The following is a 15206-nucleotide window of genomic DNA, read 5'->3' on the forward strand; positions in this document are numbered from 1 at the left end:
CGGGCTTCTTCGAGCTTCTCCAGCGCGGTGTTGAGTCCGTTGACGTAGTTGGCGTGGTGTTTGGAGTGGTGGAGCTCCATGATCTTGCCGGAGATGTGGGGGTCGAGGGCGCCGTAGTCGTAGTTCAGGTCGGGCAAGCTGTAATCAGCCACGCGTTACTCCTCAGGTAGACGGGTCTTCCTCGCATCTTACGGACGACCGGAGGCGATGGCCTAGGGTGGCACTGATGAGAACCAAGGACGAGCGGGCCGAGGACCGCGTGCTGACGGTGCCGAACGCGCTGAGCTTCGCGCGCCTGCTCCTCATTCCCGTGTTCTTGTACCTCGTGCTGGGGCCGGAATGGGACGAGCTGGCGCTCGTCGTGCTGGTCGTCTCCGGCGTCACCGACTACCTCGACGGCAAGCTGGCCCGCAAGCTCGGACAGACCTCCAAGATCGGCGCGATCCTCGACCCGGTCGCCGACCGCCTCTACATCCTGGCCGTCGTCGTCGGGCTCAGCCTGCGCGACATCATCCCGTGGTGGCTCGCGGTGATCCTGCCGCTGCGCGACGTGTTCCTGTTCAGCCTCGTGCCCTTCCTGCGCACCCGCGGCTACAGCTCGCTGCCGGTGCACTTCCTCGGCAAAGCGGCCACCGCCGGCCTGCTCTACGCCTTCCCCTTGCTGTTGCTAGGCGACGGCACGGGGGTGGTCGCCGACCTCGCGAACGTCTTCGGCTGGGCCTTCACGATCTGGGGCGTCGCCCTCTACTGGTGGGGCGGGATCCTGTACGCCTTCCAAGTGCGCAAGCTGCTGGCCAGCACCGAGCGCGTCGATCCTGAGTCGCGCGACGGGAGCGACGCCCGCGCGGCGGGGTGAGTCCCTGTGCTCGATGTGCTCGACGGCGGCCAGACGCGTGAGCCGTCCTACGGCCGGCAGGCCGTCAGCCTGCTCGACCAGATCGCCGAGCGCGCCCTCGACGACGACTACTACGTCGTCCGCACGGGCCGGTACTCGCGCTCACGCGGCCTCAACACGGTCGCGACGGCGGCCGTGCTGGGGCTCTTCGCGCTGATGGTCACGATCACCGCCGTGCAGTACTACCTCGACCAGCCCTCCCGGAGCCAGACGCGCGAGGCGCTCGCCGCCGACGTCGAGCGCGGCCAGGCGCTCCAAGCCGAACTGCAGGACCAGGTCGCCGCGCTGGAGGCCGAGGTCGATCGGCTCAGCGGCGGTCCCGGCGCGACACCGGAGCGGCAGGCGGTCGAGATCGCCACCGGAGCCACCGCCGTCCACGGCGAGGGCCTGACCATCGCCATCGACTCGCCGTCCGACGCCGAGGTCACCGACGGAGAGCTGCGCTCGTTGGTCAACGAGCTGTGGATCGGCGGCGCCGAGGCGGTCGCCGTCAACGGCCACCGCTGGGGCGCCTTGACGTCGCTGCGCACCGCAGGCGGCGTCATCGCCGTCAATTTCTCGTCGATCGGACCGCCCTATGTCGTCGAGGCGATCGGCGACCGGCGGCAGATGATCGACCGCTTCGAGGCTGGCGGGGAGGCCGACTACTGGCGGGGGCGCGAGGAGACGGACGGCCTCGTCTACACGCTCCGGGAGGCCGACGACGTGACCGTCCCGGCGGCCCCGGAGCATCGGACCTCGGTGCGACGCGCGACGATGGCGCCGACGGCAGAAGGAGTTCTCCCATGATCCCGGTGCTCGGGCTGTTGATCGGCGTCGGCGTCGGGCTGGTGCTGCAACCGGAGGTGCCCGTGGCTCTCCAGCCCTACCTGCCCATCGCCATCGTCGCGGCCCTCGACGCCGTCGTCGGCGCGCTGCGGGCGCTCGGCGAGCGTCGCTTCGACGACCGGGTGTTCGTGGTCTCCTTCCTGTCGAATGTGCTGATCGCCGCGTTCATCGTCTTCCTCGGCGACCAGCTCGGCGTCGGGTCGCAGCTGTCGACCGGCGTGCTCGTGGTGTTGGGCATCCGCATCTTCGCCAACGCCGCCGCCATCCGCCGGAGGGTCTTCCGTGCGTGAGCCCGAGCCCCGCGGCGGGGAGGAATCCGGGGGGTCGCGCGCCCGGCCCGCCCGCCGTGCGCGATGGACGACTGCGTTGCTGCTGGGGTTGCTCGCCTTCGCGATCACCGTCCAACTGGGCCAGGACGAGGACGACACGTACCAGAATCTCCGCAGCGCCGAACTGGTCGAGCTGCTCAAGACCCTCGACGCCACCAACGGCAGGCTCACCGGCCAGATCGCCGACCTGACCGCCACCCGCGACGAGCTGAGCACTTCGACGGACGCCTCCGAGACCGCGCGGACCGAGGCCCAGCGGCGCCTCGACGACCTGTCGATCCTGGCCGGGGCCGTCGGCGCGGTCGGGCCGGGCGTGCGGCTGACGATCACCGACGAGCAGGGCGGCGTGGGCGCCTCGCTGCTGCTCGACCTGGTGCAGGAGTTGCGCGACGCGGGCGCGGAGGCCATCGTCGTCAACGGTCATGCGCGGGTGGTCGCCCAGACGTGGTTCGCCGACGACGCCGACTCGAACGTGCTGGTGTCGGGGCAGTCGGTGGAGGCCCCGTATGTGGTCGAGGCCATCGGCGATCCCGCGACCTTGGAGCCCGCGATGGGCTTTCGCGGCGGCATCGCCGACCGGGTCGCGGCGCGCGGCGGATCGCTCACGGTCGAGCGCGTCGACGAGATCACCATCACGGCGCTGGTCGACGCGGCGGCACCCGAGTACGCTCAGGGAGATTTGTGACACGACGAGGAGCGAGCCTGTGATTCCCGAGGACCTGTACTACAGCAACGAGCACGAGTGGGTGCGTCTCGACGACGACATCGCGACCGTGGGGATCACCGACTTCGCGCAGGAGCAGCTCGGCGAGATCGTCTACGCCGACCTGCCGCAGCCGGGTGACTCGGTGGAGGCCGGGAGCACCGTCGGCGAGCTGGAGTCGACCAAAGCGGTCAGCGACGTCTTCAGCCCGGTGGCCGGCGAGGTCGTGGTGAGCAACGACGGCCTGCACGACAACTACGAGGTCTTCGGCACCGATCCGTACGGAGAGGGCTGGCTGTTCAAGGTGCGGGTCGCGCCGGACGCCGTCGAGGGTTTGATGAGCGCCGAGGAGTACGCCGGGCTCATCACGCCGTGACCTTCTCCGGTGGCTCCGCCAGGGTGTTAGGTTGGTCGGTGAACGGCGCGTAGACGACGCGCGCCCGCCGTACGCAGGAGTGAGCCACATGACGACGCCAGGCGAGGGAACGCCCGACGCTCAGGGTCTGCCTGACCACACCGGGCTCGTCCCGGCGGTCGAGCACGACACCGAGGAGATGTCGGCCGAGGACCTCTCGGCGGTCGAGAAGCTCCCGAGCGGCTCGGCGATGTTGTTGGTCCAGCGCGGACCGGGGGCCGGTGCGCGCTTCCTGCTCGACACCGACAGCGTCACGGTGGGCCGTCACCCCGCCTCCGACATCTTCCTCGACGACATCAGCGTCTCGCGCCGTCACGCGACGTTGACGCGGGCGGGGGAGTCCTATGTCGTCTCGGACAAGGCGAGCCTCAACGGCACCTACGTGAACCGCGACCGCATCGAGCGCGACGTCCCCCTGTCCGGCGGCGACGAGGTGCAGTTCGGCAAGTTCCGGCTGCTCTACTTCGACAGCGCTGCCCGAGGTCGCGGATGACGGGGAGCGCCGCCTCTTTCGAACGGCTCGGCATCGGCAAGGTGCTCGACGAGCTGAGGCCGGAGTTTCCCGATCTGACGATCACCAAGATCCGCTACCTCGAGTCCGAGGGCCTGTTGGAGCCCGAGCGCACGCCGTCGGGCTACCGCAAGTTCAGCTTCGCCGACGTCGAGCGGCTGCGATTCATCCTGCGTCAGCAGCGCGACGCCTTCTGGCCGCTGAGCCACATCCGTCAAGTCCTCGACGACATGGACAACGGCCGCGCCCCCGGCGGCGAGCCCGACTCGCGGACGGGCCGCCATCTGGCCTTGGCCGAGGACGGGCTGCCCACCGAGACGACGTTCGCCGAGAAGCCGAGCCGCGAGCGGCTGACCCGCCAGGACCTGTGCGAACGCGCGGGGGTCGACGCGGCCCTGCTCGACGAGATCGAGGCGCACGGGCTGATCGTCCGCCGCCCGCGGCAGACCTACTACGACGGCGACGACCTGGCCGTGGTCAGCGCGGTGGCCGATTTGGCCCACCTCGGCGTCGAGCCGCGCCATCTGCGCCAGGTGCGCAGCGCCGCGCAGCGCGAGGCCGACCTGGTCCGCCAGGTGATGGGGCCGCGCGGCGGGGCCGCCGCCGAGGAGACCGCCGCCAAGCTCGCGGCCGGGTCGATCCGGTTGCACACGCTGGTCCTGCGCTCGCTCTTGCAGGACTGAGACGTGCGCGAGGTGGAAGTCGTCGGCGTGCGCGTCGACATGCCGTCGAACCAGCCGCTCGTGCTGTTGCGGGAGAAGAGCGGTCCCCGGCACATCCCGATCTGGATCGGCGCGGTGGAGGCCTCGGCCATCGCCTTCGCGCTGCAGGGCACACCGGCGCCGCGACCGTTGACCCACGAGTTGATGGCTTCTATCGTCGGGGCGTTCGGCGCCGTGTTGGAGCGGGTCGACGTCGTCGACGTGCGCGACGGCGTGTTCTTCGCGAAGTTGTGTTTCTCGGGTGGCGTGGTGGTCGAGTCGCGGCCCTCGGACGGCATCGCGCTGGCGCTGCGGTGCGGCGCGCCGGTGTACTGCTCCGAGGAGGTGCTGGACGCGGCGGGTATCGTTCCCGAGTCCGACGAGGAGGCCGAGGTCGAGCGGTTGCGGGAGTTCCTCGACGAGGTGGCTCCAGAGGATTTCGACCGCTGACACGCCGGGGAGGTGCTTGACGAGTCTTAACCTGAACTTTAGGTTGAGGGTTGTCGAATCTCATGCCCCTGAAAGGCCTTGTCATGACCGAGCCCCGCGCCGCTGAGCACGACGTCAGCGACCAGGGACGGCTTTTCGACGACGACGTCGCGGCGATGCCCGACGATCTGGGCTTTCGCGGCCCCACCGCGTGCGCGGCGGCGGGCATCACCTACCGCCAGCTCGACTACTGGGCGCGCACCGGGCTCGTCGAGCCGACCGTGCGCTCGGCCACCGGGTCGGGCACTCATCGGCTGTACTCCTTCCGCGACATCCTGCTGCTGAGGATCGTCAAGAGCCTGCTCGACGCGGGCGTGTCGCTGCAGCGGATCCGCACGGCGGTCCAGCACCTGCGCGAGCGCGGCACCGACGACCTCACCGAGGTCACGCTGATGAGCGACGGCGCCAGCGTCTACGAGTGCCGCTCGGCCGACGAGGTCATCGACCTGCTGCGCGGCGGCCAGGGCGTCTTCGGCATCGCCATCGGCGGTGTCTGGAAGGAGGTCTGGGGCACTTTGCACGAGCTGCCGAGCGAGCGCGCCGTCAGCGCGGAGGCCCCGTCCGACGAGTTGGCCGCCCGCCGCGCGGTCCGCAGCGCGAGCTGAACAACGCAAGGTGAACAACGCAGGGGAGTTCTCCCCATTGACGGGGGGGGGAGCGTCCCTCTAGCTTTTTCGTATGTCGTCGTGGATGGTGCGGAGAGTCGTTGTCGTTGTGGTTGTGTTGTCGGCGTTGTCGGCGTTGTCGGCGTGCGGCGGTGGGACGGGGAAGCGGGCGGCTGGCGAGGAGTCCGGGTCGGAGGTTCCGGGGACGTCGACGGTGGTCGTGTTGGACGCGTCGGCGTCGATGTTGGCCGACGACGCTCCGGGGGTGCGTTTCGAGGCGGCTCGGGCGGCGGTGACGTCGCTGGCAGAGGCGCTGCCGGAGTCCCATGAGCTGGGTCTGGTCGTCTACGGCACGGGGACGGGCACGTCGGACGCGGAGTTGGAGGCCGGCTGCGAGGACGTCTCGACGCTGATCGAGGTGGCCCCGCTCGACAAGGAGGAGTTCGTCGCGACGGTCGGCGAGGTCGTCCCCCAGGGCTTCACGCCGATGGGGAAGGCGTTGGAGGAGGCTGCGGCGGCGTTGCCGGAGAAGGGAGAGCGGTCGATCGTGGTCGTGTCCGACGGCGAGGACCATTGTGGGCAGCAGGGTTTCGGGAAGGAGCCGTGCGAGGTCGCGCGGACGTTGAAGGGGATCACCGTGCACACGGTCGGTTTCAAGACGACGGGCAACGCGGCGGCGACGGAGCAGTTGGACTGCATGGCGCAGGAGACGGGCGGGTTGGCGTTGGACGCGGCGAATCCGGCGCAGTTGGAGGCACGGTTGCCGGCGGTGTTGGATCCGGAGTGGGCCGAGAGCACGATGCAGCCGGCGGGGTATCGGGGCGTGCGTCCCGGTATGACGGCGGAGGAGGCAAGCGCCGCCGCTGAGGCGGCGGGCGAGGAGTTGGCGGAGGTCGCTGCGACGGGGACGGTGGAGGTGGTCTATGTGGACTGCACGCTGGTGTTCGCCGACGGTGTGCTGGTCCAGGTCGTTCCGGACGGTGACGAGGTGACCACGATCGACGGTGTCGGGGTCGGCGACGACATCACGGTGGCCGAGGAGCTGTACGGCGTGGCGGGCGAACCGTCGCGGGTCACCGAGGACGGCACGGTCGTCTATCCGCTCGACGTCGACGCGGGGACGGGCTATGAGGTGACCTTCACGCCGTCGTCGACCGACGAGGTGGCGGGGGAGATCACCAAGATCATCCTGTGTCTGTGTATGCCCGAGCCGGAGGTGGAGGAGTTCTTCTTCGATCCCCCGATCAACATCGCTGGTCCTAGCGACGTCGAACGGGTGACGGGAGCCGATGAGGAGTTCAAGCAGCTTCTTTTGGACCTTCTCGCGGAGATGGAAGACTTTGGCGCTGAGATGGGCTGCGACGCCATGGTGGAGGTCGAGGCCTATAGCACCGCTGGCTTCGCCTACGGCTTCGCCGGATCCTGTGACGGCGACCGGCAGAACTGGAGTAAGGCCTCCGGCTCGTGGGTGAGCGAGTACGGCGGAGCTCAATCACCGTTGGAATGTTCCACACTGCGTAGTCTGAGCTGGCCGCCAGGCGTGCTCGGCGTCACTGAATGCCTTGAGGAAGGCACCATGGACCTCGGCCCCTACACCGGCTGAGCCTTGCTAGGCTGGACGCGCTGACGACGCCGTGCGGGAGAGACTGACCCAGCCAGGGCAGCGCCGAAGGGGCGATTCCTCCCCGGACCCCTCCGGCGCCCGGACCGCGCGGACGAGGCGATTCTGGAGGTCCGGCCGACAGAAGGGGAGCGGAACAGCACCCTAGGTTCAGGAGCCCCGGTGACCCTCTTCGTCGACCGTCACATCGGCCCGCGCGCCGCCGAGATCGAGCACATGGTCCGCGAGGTCGGCTTCGACTCGCTCGACGCCCTGGTCGACACGGCCGTCCCCTCCGGCATCCGGACCGAGGCGCCCTCGCAGATCGCGGGTCGCGGGATGACCGAGCAGGCGGTGCTCGCCCGACTGCGCGAACTGGCCGAGCGCAATAACCCCGGCGCGGCGATGATCGGCGCCGGCTACCACCCGACCGTCACGCCGCCGGTGATCCGGCGCGGCGTGCTGGAGTCGCCCGCCTGGTACACCGCCTACACGCCCTATCAGCCGGAGATCTCCCAAGGGCGTCTAGAGGCGCTGCTCAACTTCCAGACGATGGTCGGCGACCTCACCGGCCTGCCCACCGCCAACTCGTCCCTGCTCGACGAGGCCACCGCCGCCGCCGAGGCGATGACGCTCGTGCGCCGGGCCGTGCGCGGTCGTGGCGACGCCCCGGTGGTGGTCGACAGCGCGCTGCACCCGCAGACGCTCGCCGTCGTGCGGACCCGGGCCGAGGCGATGGGGATCGAGCTGATCGAAGCCGACCTGGCCGACGGCGGCCTGCCCACCGACGACTGCGCGGGCGCGCTCCTCGCCTATCCGCGCAGCGACGGCGGCATCGTCGACCCGCGTCCGCTGATCGAGGCCACCCACGCCGCGAACGGGCTCGCGGTCGTCGTCGCCGACCCGATGGCCCTGGTGCTGATCGCCTCGCCCGGCTCGATGGGCGCCGACGTCGTGGTCGGCTCGGCGCAGCGTTTCGGCGTCCCGATGTTCTACGGCGGCCCGCACGCGGGCTTCATGGCCGTGCGCGACGGTCTGGAACGGCATCTGCCCGGCCGCCTCGTCGGCGTCTCGGTCGACGCCGACGGCCGCCCCGCCTACCGGCTCGCCCTGCAGACCCGCGAGCAGCACATCCGCCGGGAGAAGGCCACCTCCAACATCTGCACCGCCCAGGTCCTGCTCGCGGTCGTCGCGTCGATGTACGCCGTCTACCACGGCCCCGACGGGCTCGGACAGATCGCCGCGCGGATCCACGGCCACGCGGCGGGGATCGCGGGCTGCCTGCGCGAGGGCGGCGTCGAGCTGGTCGCCGACCACTTCTTCGACACCGTCACCGCCCGGGTGCCCGGCCGCGCCGCCGAGATCGTCGGACGGGCTCGGGAGAGCGGGGTGCATCTGCGCCTCGTCGACGCCGACCACGTGGGCGTCAGCTGTTCGGAGGCCACCACCGGCGAGCACGTCGTCGCCGTCCTCGCCGCCTTCGGCGTCGACCCGATGAAGGGCGGAGGCGGCTCGGCGCTGCCGCCGGGCCTGTTGCGCACCGACCCGATCCTCACCCACCCGGTCTTCCACGAGCACCGCAGCGAGACGCGCATGCTGCGCTATCTCACCCGGCTCAGCCAGCGCGACTACGCCCTCGACCGGGGCATGATCCCGCTGGGCTCGTGCACCATGAAGCTCAACGCGACCGCCGAGATGGAGCCGATCAGCTATCCGGGCTTCGCCGACCTGCACCCCTTCGTCCCGGCCGAGGACGCCGCCGGGTTCATCGAGCTGATCGACGAACTGGAGTCATGGCTCGCGGACTTGACCGGCTACGCGAAGGTGTCGATCCAGCCCAACGCCGGTTCGCAGGGGGAGTTGGCCGGACTGCTCGCCATCCGCGCCTACCACCGCAGCCGGGGCGACGAGGGCCGCACGGTCTGCCTCATCCCCAGCTCGGCGCACGGAACCAACGCCGCCTCGGCGGTCATGGCCGGGATGAAGGTCGTCGTGGTCAGGTCCACCGACGAGGGCGAGGTCGACCTCGACCACCTGCGCGAGCTGTGCGCGACGCACGCCGACGACCTCGCGGCGGTCATGGTCACCTACCCGTCCACGCACGGCGTCTACGAGCACGGCATCACCGAGCTGTGCGAGGTCGTACACGCCCACGGCGGCCAGGTGTACGTCGACGGGGCGAACCTCAACGCGCTCGTCGGCCACGCGCGGCCGGGCGAGTTCGGCGGCGACGTGTCGCATCTGAACCTGCACAAGACCTTCTGCGTCCCGCACGGTGGCGGCGGTCCGGGCGTCGGTCCGGTGGCGGTCGCGGCGCACCTGGCGGAGTTCCTGCCGACGCATCCGCACCATCCGGACCCGGCGCGTCGCGAGGGGGTCGTCGGCCCGGTCTCGGCCGCTCCGTTCGGGTCGGCCGGCATCCTGCCGATCCCGTACGCCTACATCGCGCTGATGGGCGCCGACGGTCTGCGCAAGGCGACGTCGGTGGCGGTGCTGGCCGCCAACTACATCGCCGAACGGCTGGGCGAGGCCTACCCGGTGCTGTACGCGGGCGCCGACGGACTGGTCGCCCACGAGTGCGTGCTCGACCTGCGCGACCTGACGAAGGCGGCTGGGCTGACCGTCGACGACGTCGCCAAACGGCTCGTCGACTACGGCTTCCACGCGCCCACGATGAGCTTCCCGGTCGCGGGCACGTTCATGGTCGAGCCGACCGAGTCCGAGGACCTGGCCGAGCTGGACCGCTTCTGCGACGCCATGCTCGCGATCCGCGAGGAGATCGACCAGGTGACGGCCGGGGAGTTCGTGGAGGGCGACAACCCGCTCGTCAACGCCCCGCACACCGCCCACGACCTGCTGGAGTGGGACCACGCCTACGAGGTCGCCGAGGGGGTCTTCCCCTCCGGCTCGACCGTCGACAAGTACTGGCCGCCCGTCGCCCGCGTCGACCAGGCCTACGGCGACCGCAACCTCTCCTGCTCCTGCCCGCCCCCCGAGGCCTTCGCGGAGTAGGGGGAGGCTCAGGGAGTGACGGACTCCTCCTGAGGAGTCTCCACCGGGTAGGCGTCGACCTCGTCGGACCACCACTCGACGACGCGGTCGACCACGGGCTCGGGGTCGCGGACCCAACGGACGTGGTCGGTGGTGCGGTCGGGGCCGGCGAGCGCGCGGGTGTAGCGCCAGCGGGTCGTCAGCGAGGGGTCGCAGAACTGCTCGGCGTAGTGGTCCTCGGCGCGCGCCACCGCGTAGGCGTCCCCCTCCAGTTGGACGAGCAGCGTCGGGACCGAGAGCGTGGCGTCGACGGGGAACGGCGGCCGCCCGGTCAGCGCCCAGCGCGCCCACTCGCGCATGAGCGTGCGGGCGCCGGGCGCGCCGAACGCCGGCTTGGGCAGATAGCCGAAGACCAGGGTGAGCGGCCAGGCCGTGACGCCCGCGGCGATCAGATGCAGGCCCGCGTGCGGATACCGCCGGAAGAACGGCGTCGACGTGCCGACGCCGACGATGCCGTCGGGCCGCCGCTCCGGTTCGCTGGTCAGCGCGTGCCCGGCCGCGACCTGGCCGCCGAGGCTGTGGCCCAGCACGATCACCGGACGGTCCGGGTGCTCCTCGCGGGCGTAGGCGACGGCCGCGTCGAGGTCGGCGATCTCGTCGGCGTAGGACCAGTCGTCCTCGCGCGACGCCTTCGGCAGCTCCTTCTCGAAGCCGCGCCGGGTGAGCGCCTTCGCCGTCCAGCCGCGCTCCTCGAACGCGGCGACGAGCGGGCCGTAGTAGCGCGAGCCGACGGCCATCGCCGGGCTGATGAGGATGACAGGTGTCGAGGTCACGGGCTCTATCATCGCCGATGGCCGCCGCAGCGTGTGACAGACTGCCGACGGCGTCTTCGACGGAGAGGAACGGCGTGAACGAGCTCGTCGCGTACACGGTGGCGGTCTATGCCCTGGGCGCCGCCGCCTACGCCGCATGGCACATGGTCGCCGAACGGCCGTTCTCCAATCCGCTGTTCTACGTGATCGCGGCGTTGGAGGTCGCGCTGATCGGTCTGCTGGTCGCGGGCTCGGTGGCGCTCGCCGGGCCGGACGGCGACGGCGTCGAGGGCGTCCTGTTCATCTCCTACCTGGTCACGACGGCGGTCATCCCGCCTGCCGCCGTGCTGTGGGGGATCGCGGAGAAGTCGCGGTGGGGCAGCGGCGTCGTGGTCGTGGCGATGCTGACCGTGTCGATCCTCCTCGTCCGCGAACTCCAGATCTGGCAGGCCGGGCATGCCTGAGAACTCCTCCACCTCGGCAGGTTTCGGGCGGGCGCTCGTCGCGGTGTACGCGGTGTTCGCGCTCGCGGCCTCGGCCCGGTCGGTCTACCAGCTGTCGGTCAAGGCGTCCGAGGCGCCGGTCGCGTACACGCTGTCGGCGGTCGCGGGCGTGGTCTACGTCGCGGCCACCTACGCGCTGGCCACCGACCGCCGGGGCCTCGCGCTCGGCACCATCGGTTTCGAGCTGGTCGGCGTGCTCGGCGTCGGCCTGCTGTCGGTGGTCGACGCGGCGCTCTTCCCCGAGCAGACCGTCTGGAGCGGCTTCGGCGTCGGCTACGGCTATATCCCGCTCGTCCTGCCCTTCGTCGGCCTCTGGTGGCTCCGTCGCACCCGACCGCCCGCCTGAATCTCTGGGTCGCGCCCTTCCCAGATTTGCTGGCTTATCCACCTTTTCCCTGCCGGGATTCGGTGGATTACTCAGCAAATCTGGGAAGAAGGCGACCTGGTCAGGGCCAGTGGGGGGAGAGGGGGACGACGTCGCCGATGACGGTGACGGCGGGGGAGGTCGCGCCGACGGCGGCGGCCTTCTCGGCGATGTCGGCGAGCGTGCCGACGGTGACCCGCTGGTCGGGGGCGTAGCCGCGCTCGACCACCGCGACCGGGGTGTCGGGGGAGTGGCCCGCGGCGATCAGCTCGGCGGTCGTCGTGGCGAGCCGTCGCACGCCCATCAGCATGACGATCGTGTGGTCGCCGCCGACCGGTAACTGGGCCAACTGATCGTGGCCGGTGACCACCGAGAACGACGCCGCGACGCCGCGATGGGTCACCGGGATACCCGCCGCCGCCGGGACCGAGATCGCGCTCGTCACGCCCGGCACGACCTCCACCGGCACGCCCGCCGCCTCGCAGGCCAGCCGCTCCTCGCCGCCCCGGCCGAACACGTACGGGTCGCCGCCCTTGAGCCGCGCCACGACCTTGCCCGTCCGCGCGTGCTCGATCAGGATCTGGTTGATCTCCTCCTGCGGCACCGGATGGTGGTCCGGATGCTTGCCGACGTCGACCACCTCGACGTCCGGGTCCAGCTTGTCGAGCACCGCCAGGGGAGCGAGCCGGTCGACCACGACCACATCGGCCTCGGCCAACAGGCGCCGCCCGCGCGCGCTCAACAGGTCGGGGTCGCCCGGGCCGCCGCCGATCAGCGCCACCCGCCCGCCGGGGTGGCGGGTCCGATGGCGCAACGGCAGCCCGCCGGTGTCGAGGGACAGCGCGACCTCGTCGCGCAGCCGCTTCGCCCGCCCGGCGTCGCCGCCCCCGCACACCGACACCGTCACGTCGTCGGCGCGCGCCACGGCGGGCATCCACGCGGTCGCGGCCTCAGGGTCGCCGCCCTTGAAGCACCAGATCCGGCGCTCCTCGGCGTCGGCCGCCACCTGATCGTCGACCGCCGAGCCCGTCGCCGTCTGGACCAGCCAGGCCCCGTCGACGTCGCTCGTCGTGTAGCCGCGCGCGTGCCAGACGAGCTCGCCCGAGGCCGCCAGCGCCGCGATCGGCTCGCTCGCCTCCGGCGAGACCACCACGACGTCGGCGCCCGCGTCGAGGAACGCCCGGACCCGCTTCGTCGCGACCCGGCCGCCGCCGACGACGAGGACGCGACGGCCGGTCAGCCGCAGCGTGACCGGCAGACTGCCCGAGGGCACGTCAGACCGCGGCCGTGGCCAGCAGCGCGTCGCCGACCATGCCCGCGGCCAGCGTCGCGCCGTCGTGGGCGTCGATCAGCAGGAAGGCGCCCGTGGCCCGCGAGTGCAGGTACTCCTCGGCCGGGATCGGCGCGGCGAGCCGCAGCGTCACGTGGCCGATGTCGTTCAGGCCCAGCTGCTCGGCCGGTTCCAGCCGCGCCTCGTCGAGGTCCAGACGGCCGCCGATGCCGGTGGCCATCGCCTGCACCGTCGTCGTGCCGTGCTTGAGCAGCACCTTCGTGCGCGGCCGCAGCTCGCGGTCCGACAGCCAGGCGACCGTGCCCTCGACGTCCTGCGTGACCGTCGGGACGCTGCGCGAGGTGACGATGACGTCGCCGCGCGCGATATCGATGTCGTCGGCGAGCCGCAGGGTGACCGATTGCGGCGCGAAGGCCTCCTCCAGCTCGCCGTCGGCGGTGTCGATACCCGCGATCGTGCTGGTGCGCCCGCCCGGCAGGATCGTCACCGGATCGCCGACGCGCACCAGGCCCGAGGCGATCTGGCCGGCGTAGCCCCGGTAGTCGCGGAACCGGTCGCCGGCGGCCTGCTGCGGCCGGATCACGTACTGCACCGGGAAGCGCAGCGGCTCGGACTGCGGCTCGCCCATCGGGGACAGGCGCTCCAGGTGGTCGAGCAGACTCGGGCCGTCGTACCAGGGGGTGCGCTCGGAGCGGTCGACCACGTTGTCGCCGACCAGCGCCGACACCGGCACCGTCGTGACGTCGCTCAGGCCGAGCCGTCCGGCGGCCTCCTGCACGTCGGCCACGACCGCGTCGTAGGCGGCCTGGTCGTAGTCGACGAGGTCGATCTTGTTGACCACGACGACCACGTGCGGCACGCGCAGCAGCGAGGACACGGCCAGGTGTCGGCGCGTCTGCTCGGCCAGGCCGTTGCGCACGTCGACCAGCAGCACCACGACGTCGGCCGTGCTCGCGCCGGTGACGGTGTTGCGGGTGTACTGCACGTGGCCGGGGCAGTCGGCCAGGATGAACGATCGCTCGGACGTCGCGAAGTAGCGGTAGGCGACGTCGATGGTGATGCCCTGCTCGCGCTCGGAGCGCAGGCCGTCGGTCAGCAGCGCGAGGTCGGCCTGCTCCAGGCCGCGGTCGCGGCTGACCCGCTCGACGGCGTCGAACTGGTCGGCCAGCACCGACTTGGAGTCGTACAGCAGCCGCCCGACGAGGGTGGACTTGCCGTCGTCGACCGAGCCGGCCGTCGCGAGACGCAGCAGCGTGCTCATCAGAAGTAGCCTTCCTTCTTGCGGTCCTCCATGGCGGCCTCGGAGATCCGGTCGTCGGCGCGGGTCGCGCCGCGCTCGGTGACGCGGGTCGCGGCGACCTCGGCGATGACGTCGGCGACGGTGACCGCGTCGGACGCGACCGCGCCCGTGCAGGACATGTCGCCGACCGTGCGGTAGCGCACCCGGCGCGTCTCGACGGTCTCGCCCTCACGCGGCTGCGCGAACTCGCCGACCGACAGCAGCATGCCGTCGCGCTCGAAGACCTCGCGGTCGTGCGCGTAGTACAGCGGCGGCAGCTCGATCTTCTCCCGGCCGATGTACTGCCAGACGTCGAGCTCGGTCCAGTTGCTCAGCGGGAACACGCGCACGTGCTGGCCGGGGGTGTGGCGGCCGTTGTAGAGGTTCCACAGCTCGGGGCGCTGGTTGCGCGGATCCCACTGGCCGAACTCGTCGCGCAGGCTGAGGATGCGCTCCTTGGCGCGCGCCTTCTCCTCGTCGCGGCGGCCGCCGCCGAAGACCGCGTCGAAGCGGTGGCCCTCGATGGCGTCGAGCAGCGGCTGGGTCTGCAGCGGGTTGCGGGTGCCGTCGGCGCGCTCGCGCAGGCGGCCGTCGTCGATGTAGTCCTGCACGCTCGCGACCTCCAGGCGCAGGCCGAGCCGCTCGACGGTGGCGTCGCGGTAGGCCAGCACCTCGGGGAAGTTGTGGCCGGTGTCGACGTGCAGCACCGGGAACGGCACGGGGGTCGGCCAGAAGGCCTTGACGGCGAGGTGGAGCATCACCACGGAGTCCTTGCCGCCGGAGAACAGCAGCACGGGCCGCTCGAACTCGGCGACCACCTCGCGGATGATGTGGATCGACTCTGACTCCAGCCACTCCAGGTGGGTGAGTCGTCGGGTGTCGACGGTCAT

Annotated in this window: 17 protein-coding genes, 1 pseudogene and 1 riboswitch; of the genes and pseudogenes, 13 read left to right on the top strand and 5 right to left on the bottom strand. The window is 71.1% G+C overall.

Annotated features, from left to right (window positions below; translation table 11 throughout):
• Positions 1 to 152, bottom strand: a pseudogene (locus QM621_RS05055) (superoxide dismutase); the annotation flags it as partial.
• Positions 153 to 226: 74 nt separating this feature from the next.
• Here QM621_RS05055 and QM621_RS05060 point away from each other — a divergent pair.
• The 11 genes from QM621_RS05060 (at position 227) to gcvP (ending at position 10088) form a co-directional block, all read left to right on the top strand.
• Positions 227 to 856 carry a CDP-alcohol phosphatidyltransferase family protein gene (locus tag QM621_RS05060; protein ID WP_414989271.1) on the top strand — a complete coding sequence of 210 codons (630 nt, stop codon included), beginning with the start codon at positions 227 to 229 and terminating at the stop codon, positions 854 to 856.
• A gap of 6 nt (positions 857 to 862) precedes the next feature.
• Positions 863 to 1684: a DUF881 domain-containing protein gene (locus tag QM621_RS05065; RefSeq protein WP_414989272.1), complete on the top strand. Its 822-nt coding sequence runs from the start codon at positions 863 to 865 to the stop codon at positions 1682 to 1684.
• Positions 1681 to 2013: a small basic family protein gene (locus tag QM621_RS05070; protein ID WP_414989273.1), complete on the top strand. Its 333-nt coding sequence runs from the start codon at positions 1681 to 1683 to the stop codon at positions 2011 to 2013. Before QM621_RS05065 ends, QM621_RS05070 begins: the two co-directional genes overlap by 4 nt.
• A complete protein-coding gene (locus tag QM621_RS05075; protein ID WP_414989274.1) occupies positions 2006 to 2737 on the top strand; it encodes a DUF881 domain-containing protein in 732 nt (243 codons plus the stop codon). Before QM621_RS05070 ends, QM621_RS05075 begins: the two co-directional genes overlap by 8 nt.
• A 19-nt stretch (positions 2738 to 2756) precedes the next feature.
• Positions 2757 to 3131: a glycine cleavage system protein GcvH gene (gene gcvH, locus QM621_RS05080; RefSeq protein WP_414989275.1), complete on the top strand. Its 375-nt coding sequence runs from the start codon at positions 2757 to 2759 to the stop codon at positions 3129 to 3131.
• An 88-nt stretch (positions 3132 to 3219) separates the two neighbouring features.
• Complete coding sequence (locus QM621_RS05085; protein WP_414989276.1) at positions 3220 to 3663, top strand: FHA domain-containing protein; 444 nt, start codon at positions 3220 to 3222, stop codon at positions 3661 to 3663.
• Positions 3660 to 4364 carry a MerR family transcriptional regulator gene (locus QM621_RS05090; protein ID WP_414989277.1) on the top strand — a complete coding sequence of 235 codons (705 nt, stop codon included), beginning with the start codon at positions 3660 to 3662 and terminating at the stop codon, positions 4362 to 4364. Before QM621_RS05085 ends, QM621_RS05090 begins: the two co-directional genes overlap by 4 nt.
• 3 nt (positions 4365 to 4367) lie before the next feature.
• Complete coding sequence (locus QM621_RS05095; protein WP_414989278.1) at positions 4368 to 4832, top strand: bifunctional nuclease family protein; 465 nt, start codon at positions 4368 to 4370, stop codon at positions 4830 to 4832.
• An 83-nt stretch (positions 4833 to 4915) separates the two neighbouring features.
• Positions 4916 to 5476, top strand: a complete 561-nt coding sequence (locus QM621_RS05100) for a MerR family transcriptional regulator (RefSeq protein WP_414989279.1) — start codon at positions 4916 to 4918, stop codon at positions 5474 to 5476.
• A gap of 109 nt (positions 5477 to 5585) precedes the next feature.
• The gene (locus tag QM621_RS05105; protein ID WP_414989280.1) at positions 5586 to 7079 is read left to right on the top strand and encodes a vWA domain-containing protein; all 1494 of its coding nucleotides are present in this window, start codon (positions 5586 to 5588) and stop codon (positions 7077 to 7079) included.
• A 24-nt stretch (positions 7080 to 7103) separates the two neighbouring features.
• Positions 7104 to 7196, top strand: a riboswitch (glycine riboswitch).
• A gap of 63 nt (positions 7197 to 7259) precedes the next feature.
• Positions 7260 to 10088: an aminomethyl-transferring glycine dehydrogenase gene (gene gcvP, locus QM621_RS05110; protein WP_414989281.1), complete on the top strand. Its 2829-nt coding sequence runs from the start codon at positions 7260 to 7262 to the stop codon at positions 10086 to 10088.
• An 8-nt stretch (positions 10089 to 10096) separates the two neighbouring features.
• Here gcvP and QM621_RS05115 read toward each other — a convergent pair whose 3' ends face one another.
• Positions 10097 to 10900, bottom strand: a complete 804-nt coding sequence (locus QM621_RS05115) for an alpha/beta fold hydrolase (protein ID WP_414989282.1) — start codon at positions 10898 to 10900, stop codon at positions 10097 to 10099.
• A gap of 74 nt (positions 10901 to 10974) precedes the next feature.
• Here QM621_RS05115 and QM621_RS05120 point away from each other — a divergent pair, with 74 nt between their 5' ends.
• Together QM621_RS05120 and QM621_RS05125 are read left to right on the top strand one after the other, a co-directional pair.
• Positions 10975 to 11343 (top strand): hypothetical protein, encoded by a 369-nt coding sequence (locus tag QM621_RS05120; protein WP_414989283.1) that lies wholly within the window; start codon positions 10975 to 10977, stop codon positions 11341 to 11343.
• Positions 11336 to 11728: a hypothetical protein gene (locus tag QM621_RS05125; RefSeq protein WP_414989284.1), complete on the top strand. Its 393-nt coding sequence runs from the start codon at positions 11336 to 11338 to the stop codon at positions 11726 to 11728. The genes QM621_RS05120 and QM621_RS05125 overlap by 8 nt, the downstream gene beginning before the upstream one ends.
• Before the next feature lie 100 nt (positions 11729 to 11828).
• Here the strand turns inward: QM621_RS05125 and cobA are convergent, their stop codons facing one another.
• From cobA to cysD, 3 genes are read right to left on the bottom strand one after another with little or no spacing between them, the layout of a single operon-like run.
• A complete protein-coding gene (gene cobA, locus QM621_RS05130) occupies positions 11829 to 13019 on the bottom strand; it encodes a uroporphyrinogen-III C-methyltransferase (RefSeq protein ID WP_414989285.1) in 1191 nt (396 codons plus the stop codon).
• 1 nt (position 13020) lies between these two features.
• A complete protein-coding gene (locus QM621_RS05135) occupies positions 13021 to 14298 on the bottom strand; it encodes a sulfate adenylyltransferase subunit 1 (protein ID WP_414989286.1) in 1278 nt (425 codons plus the stop codon).
• Entirely contained in the window at positions 14298 to 15206 is a 909-nt protein-coding gene (gene cysD, locus QM621_RS05140; RefSeq protein WP_414989287.1) for a sulfate adenylyltransferase subunit CysD, read from the bottom strand. The genes QM621_RS05135 and cysD overlap by 1 nt, the downstream gene beginning before the upstream one ends.

It is taken from the genome of Aeromicrobium sp. (assembly GCF_047606445.1).
Classification (GTDB): Bacteria; Actinomycetota; Actinomycetes; order Propionibacteriales; family Nocardioidaceae; genus Aeromicrobium.

Bases quoted from the DNA above. Each gene is read 5' to 3' on its own strand.
- QM621_RS05060 (WP_414989271.1), top strand. From the start codon at position 227: ATGAGAACCAAGGACGAGCGGGCCGAGGACCGCGTGCTGACGGTGCCG.
- QM621_RS05070 (WP_414989273.1), top strand. From the start codon at position 1,681: ATGATCCCGGTGCTCGGGCTGTTGATCGGCGTCGGCGTCGGGCTGGTG.
- QM621_RS05085 (WP_414989276.1), top strand. From the start codon at position 3,220: ATGACGACGCCAGGCGAGGGAACGCCCGACGCTCAGGGTCTGCCTGAC.
- QM621_RS05090 (WP_414989277.1), top strand. From the start codon at position 3,660: ATGACGGGGAGCGCCGCCTCTTTCGAACGGCTCGGCATCGGCAAGGTG.
- QM621_RS05100 (WP_414989279.1), top strand. From the start codon at position 4,916: ATGACCGAGCCCCGCGCCGCTGAGCACGACGTCAGCGACCAGGGACGG.
- QM621_RS05125 (WP_414989284.1), top strand. From the start codon at position 11,336: ATGCCTGAGAACTCCTCCACCTCGGCAGGTTTCGGGCGGGCGCTCGTC.
- QM621_RS05135 (WP_414989286.1), bottom strand. From the start codon at position 14,298: ATGAGCACGCTGCTGCGTCTCGCGACGGCCGGCTCGGTCGACGACGGC.
- cysD (WP_414989287.1), bottom strand. From the start codon at position 15,206: ATGACCGTCGACACCCGACGACTCACCCACCTGGAGTGGCTGGAGTCA.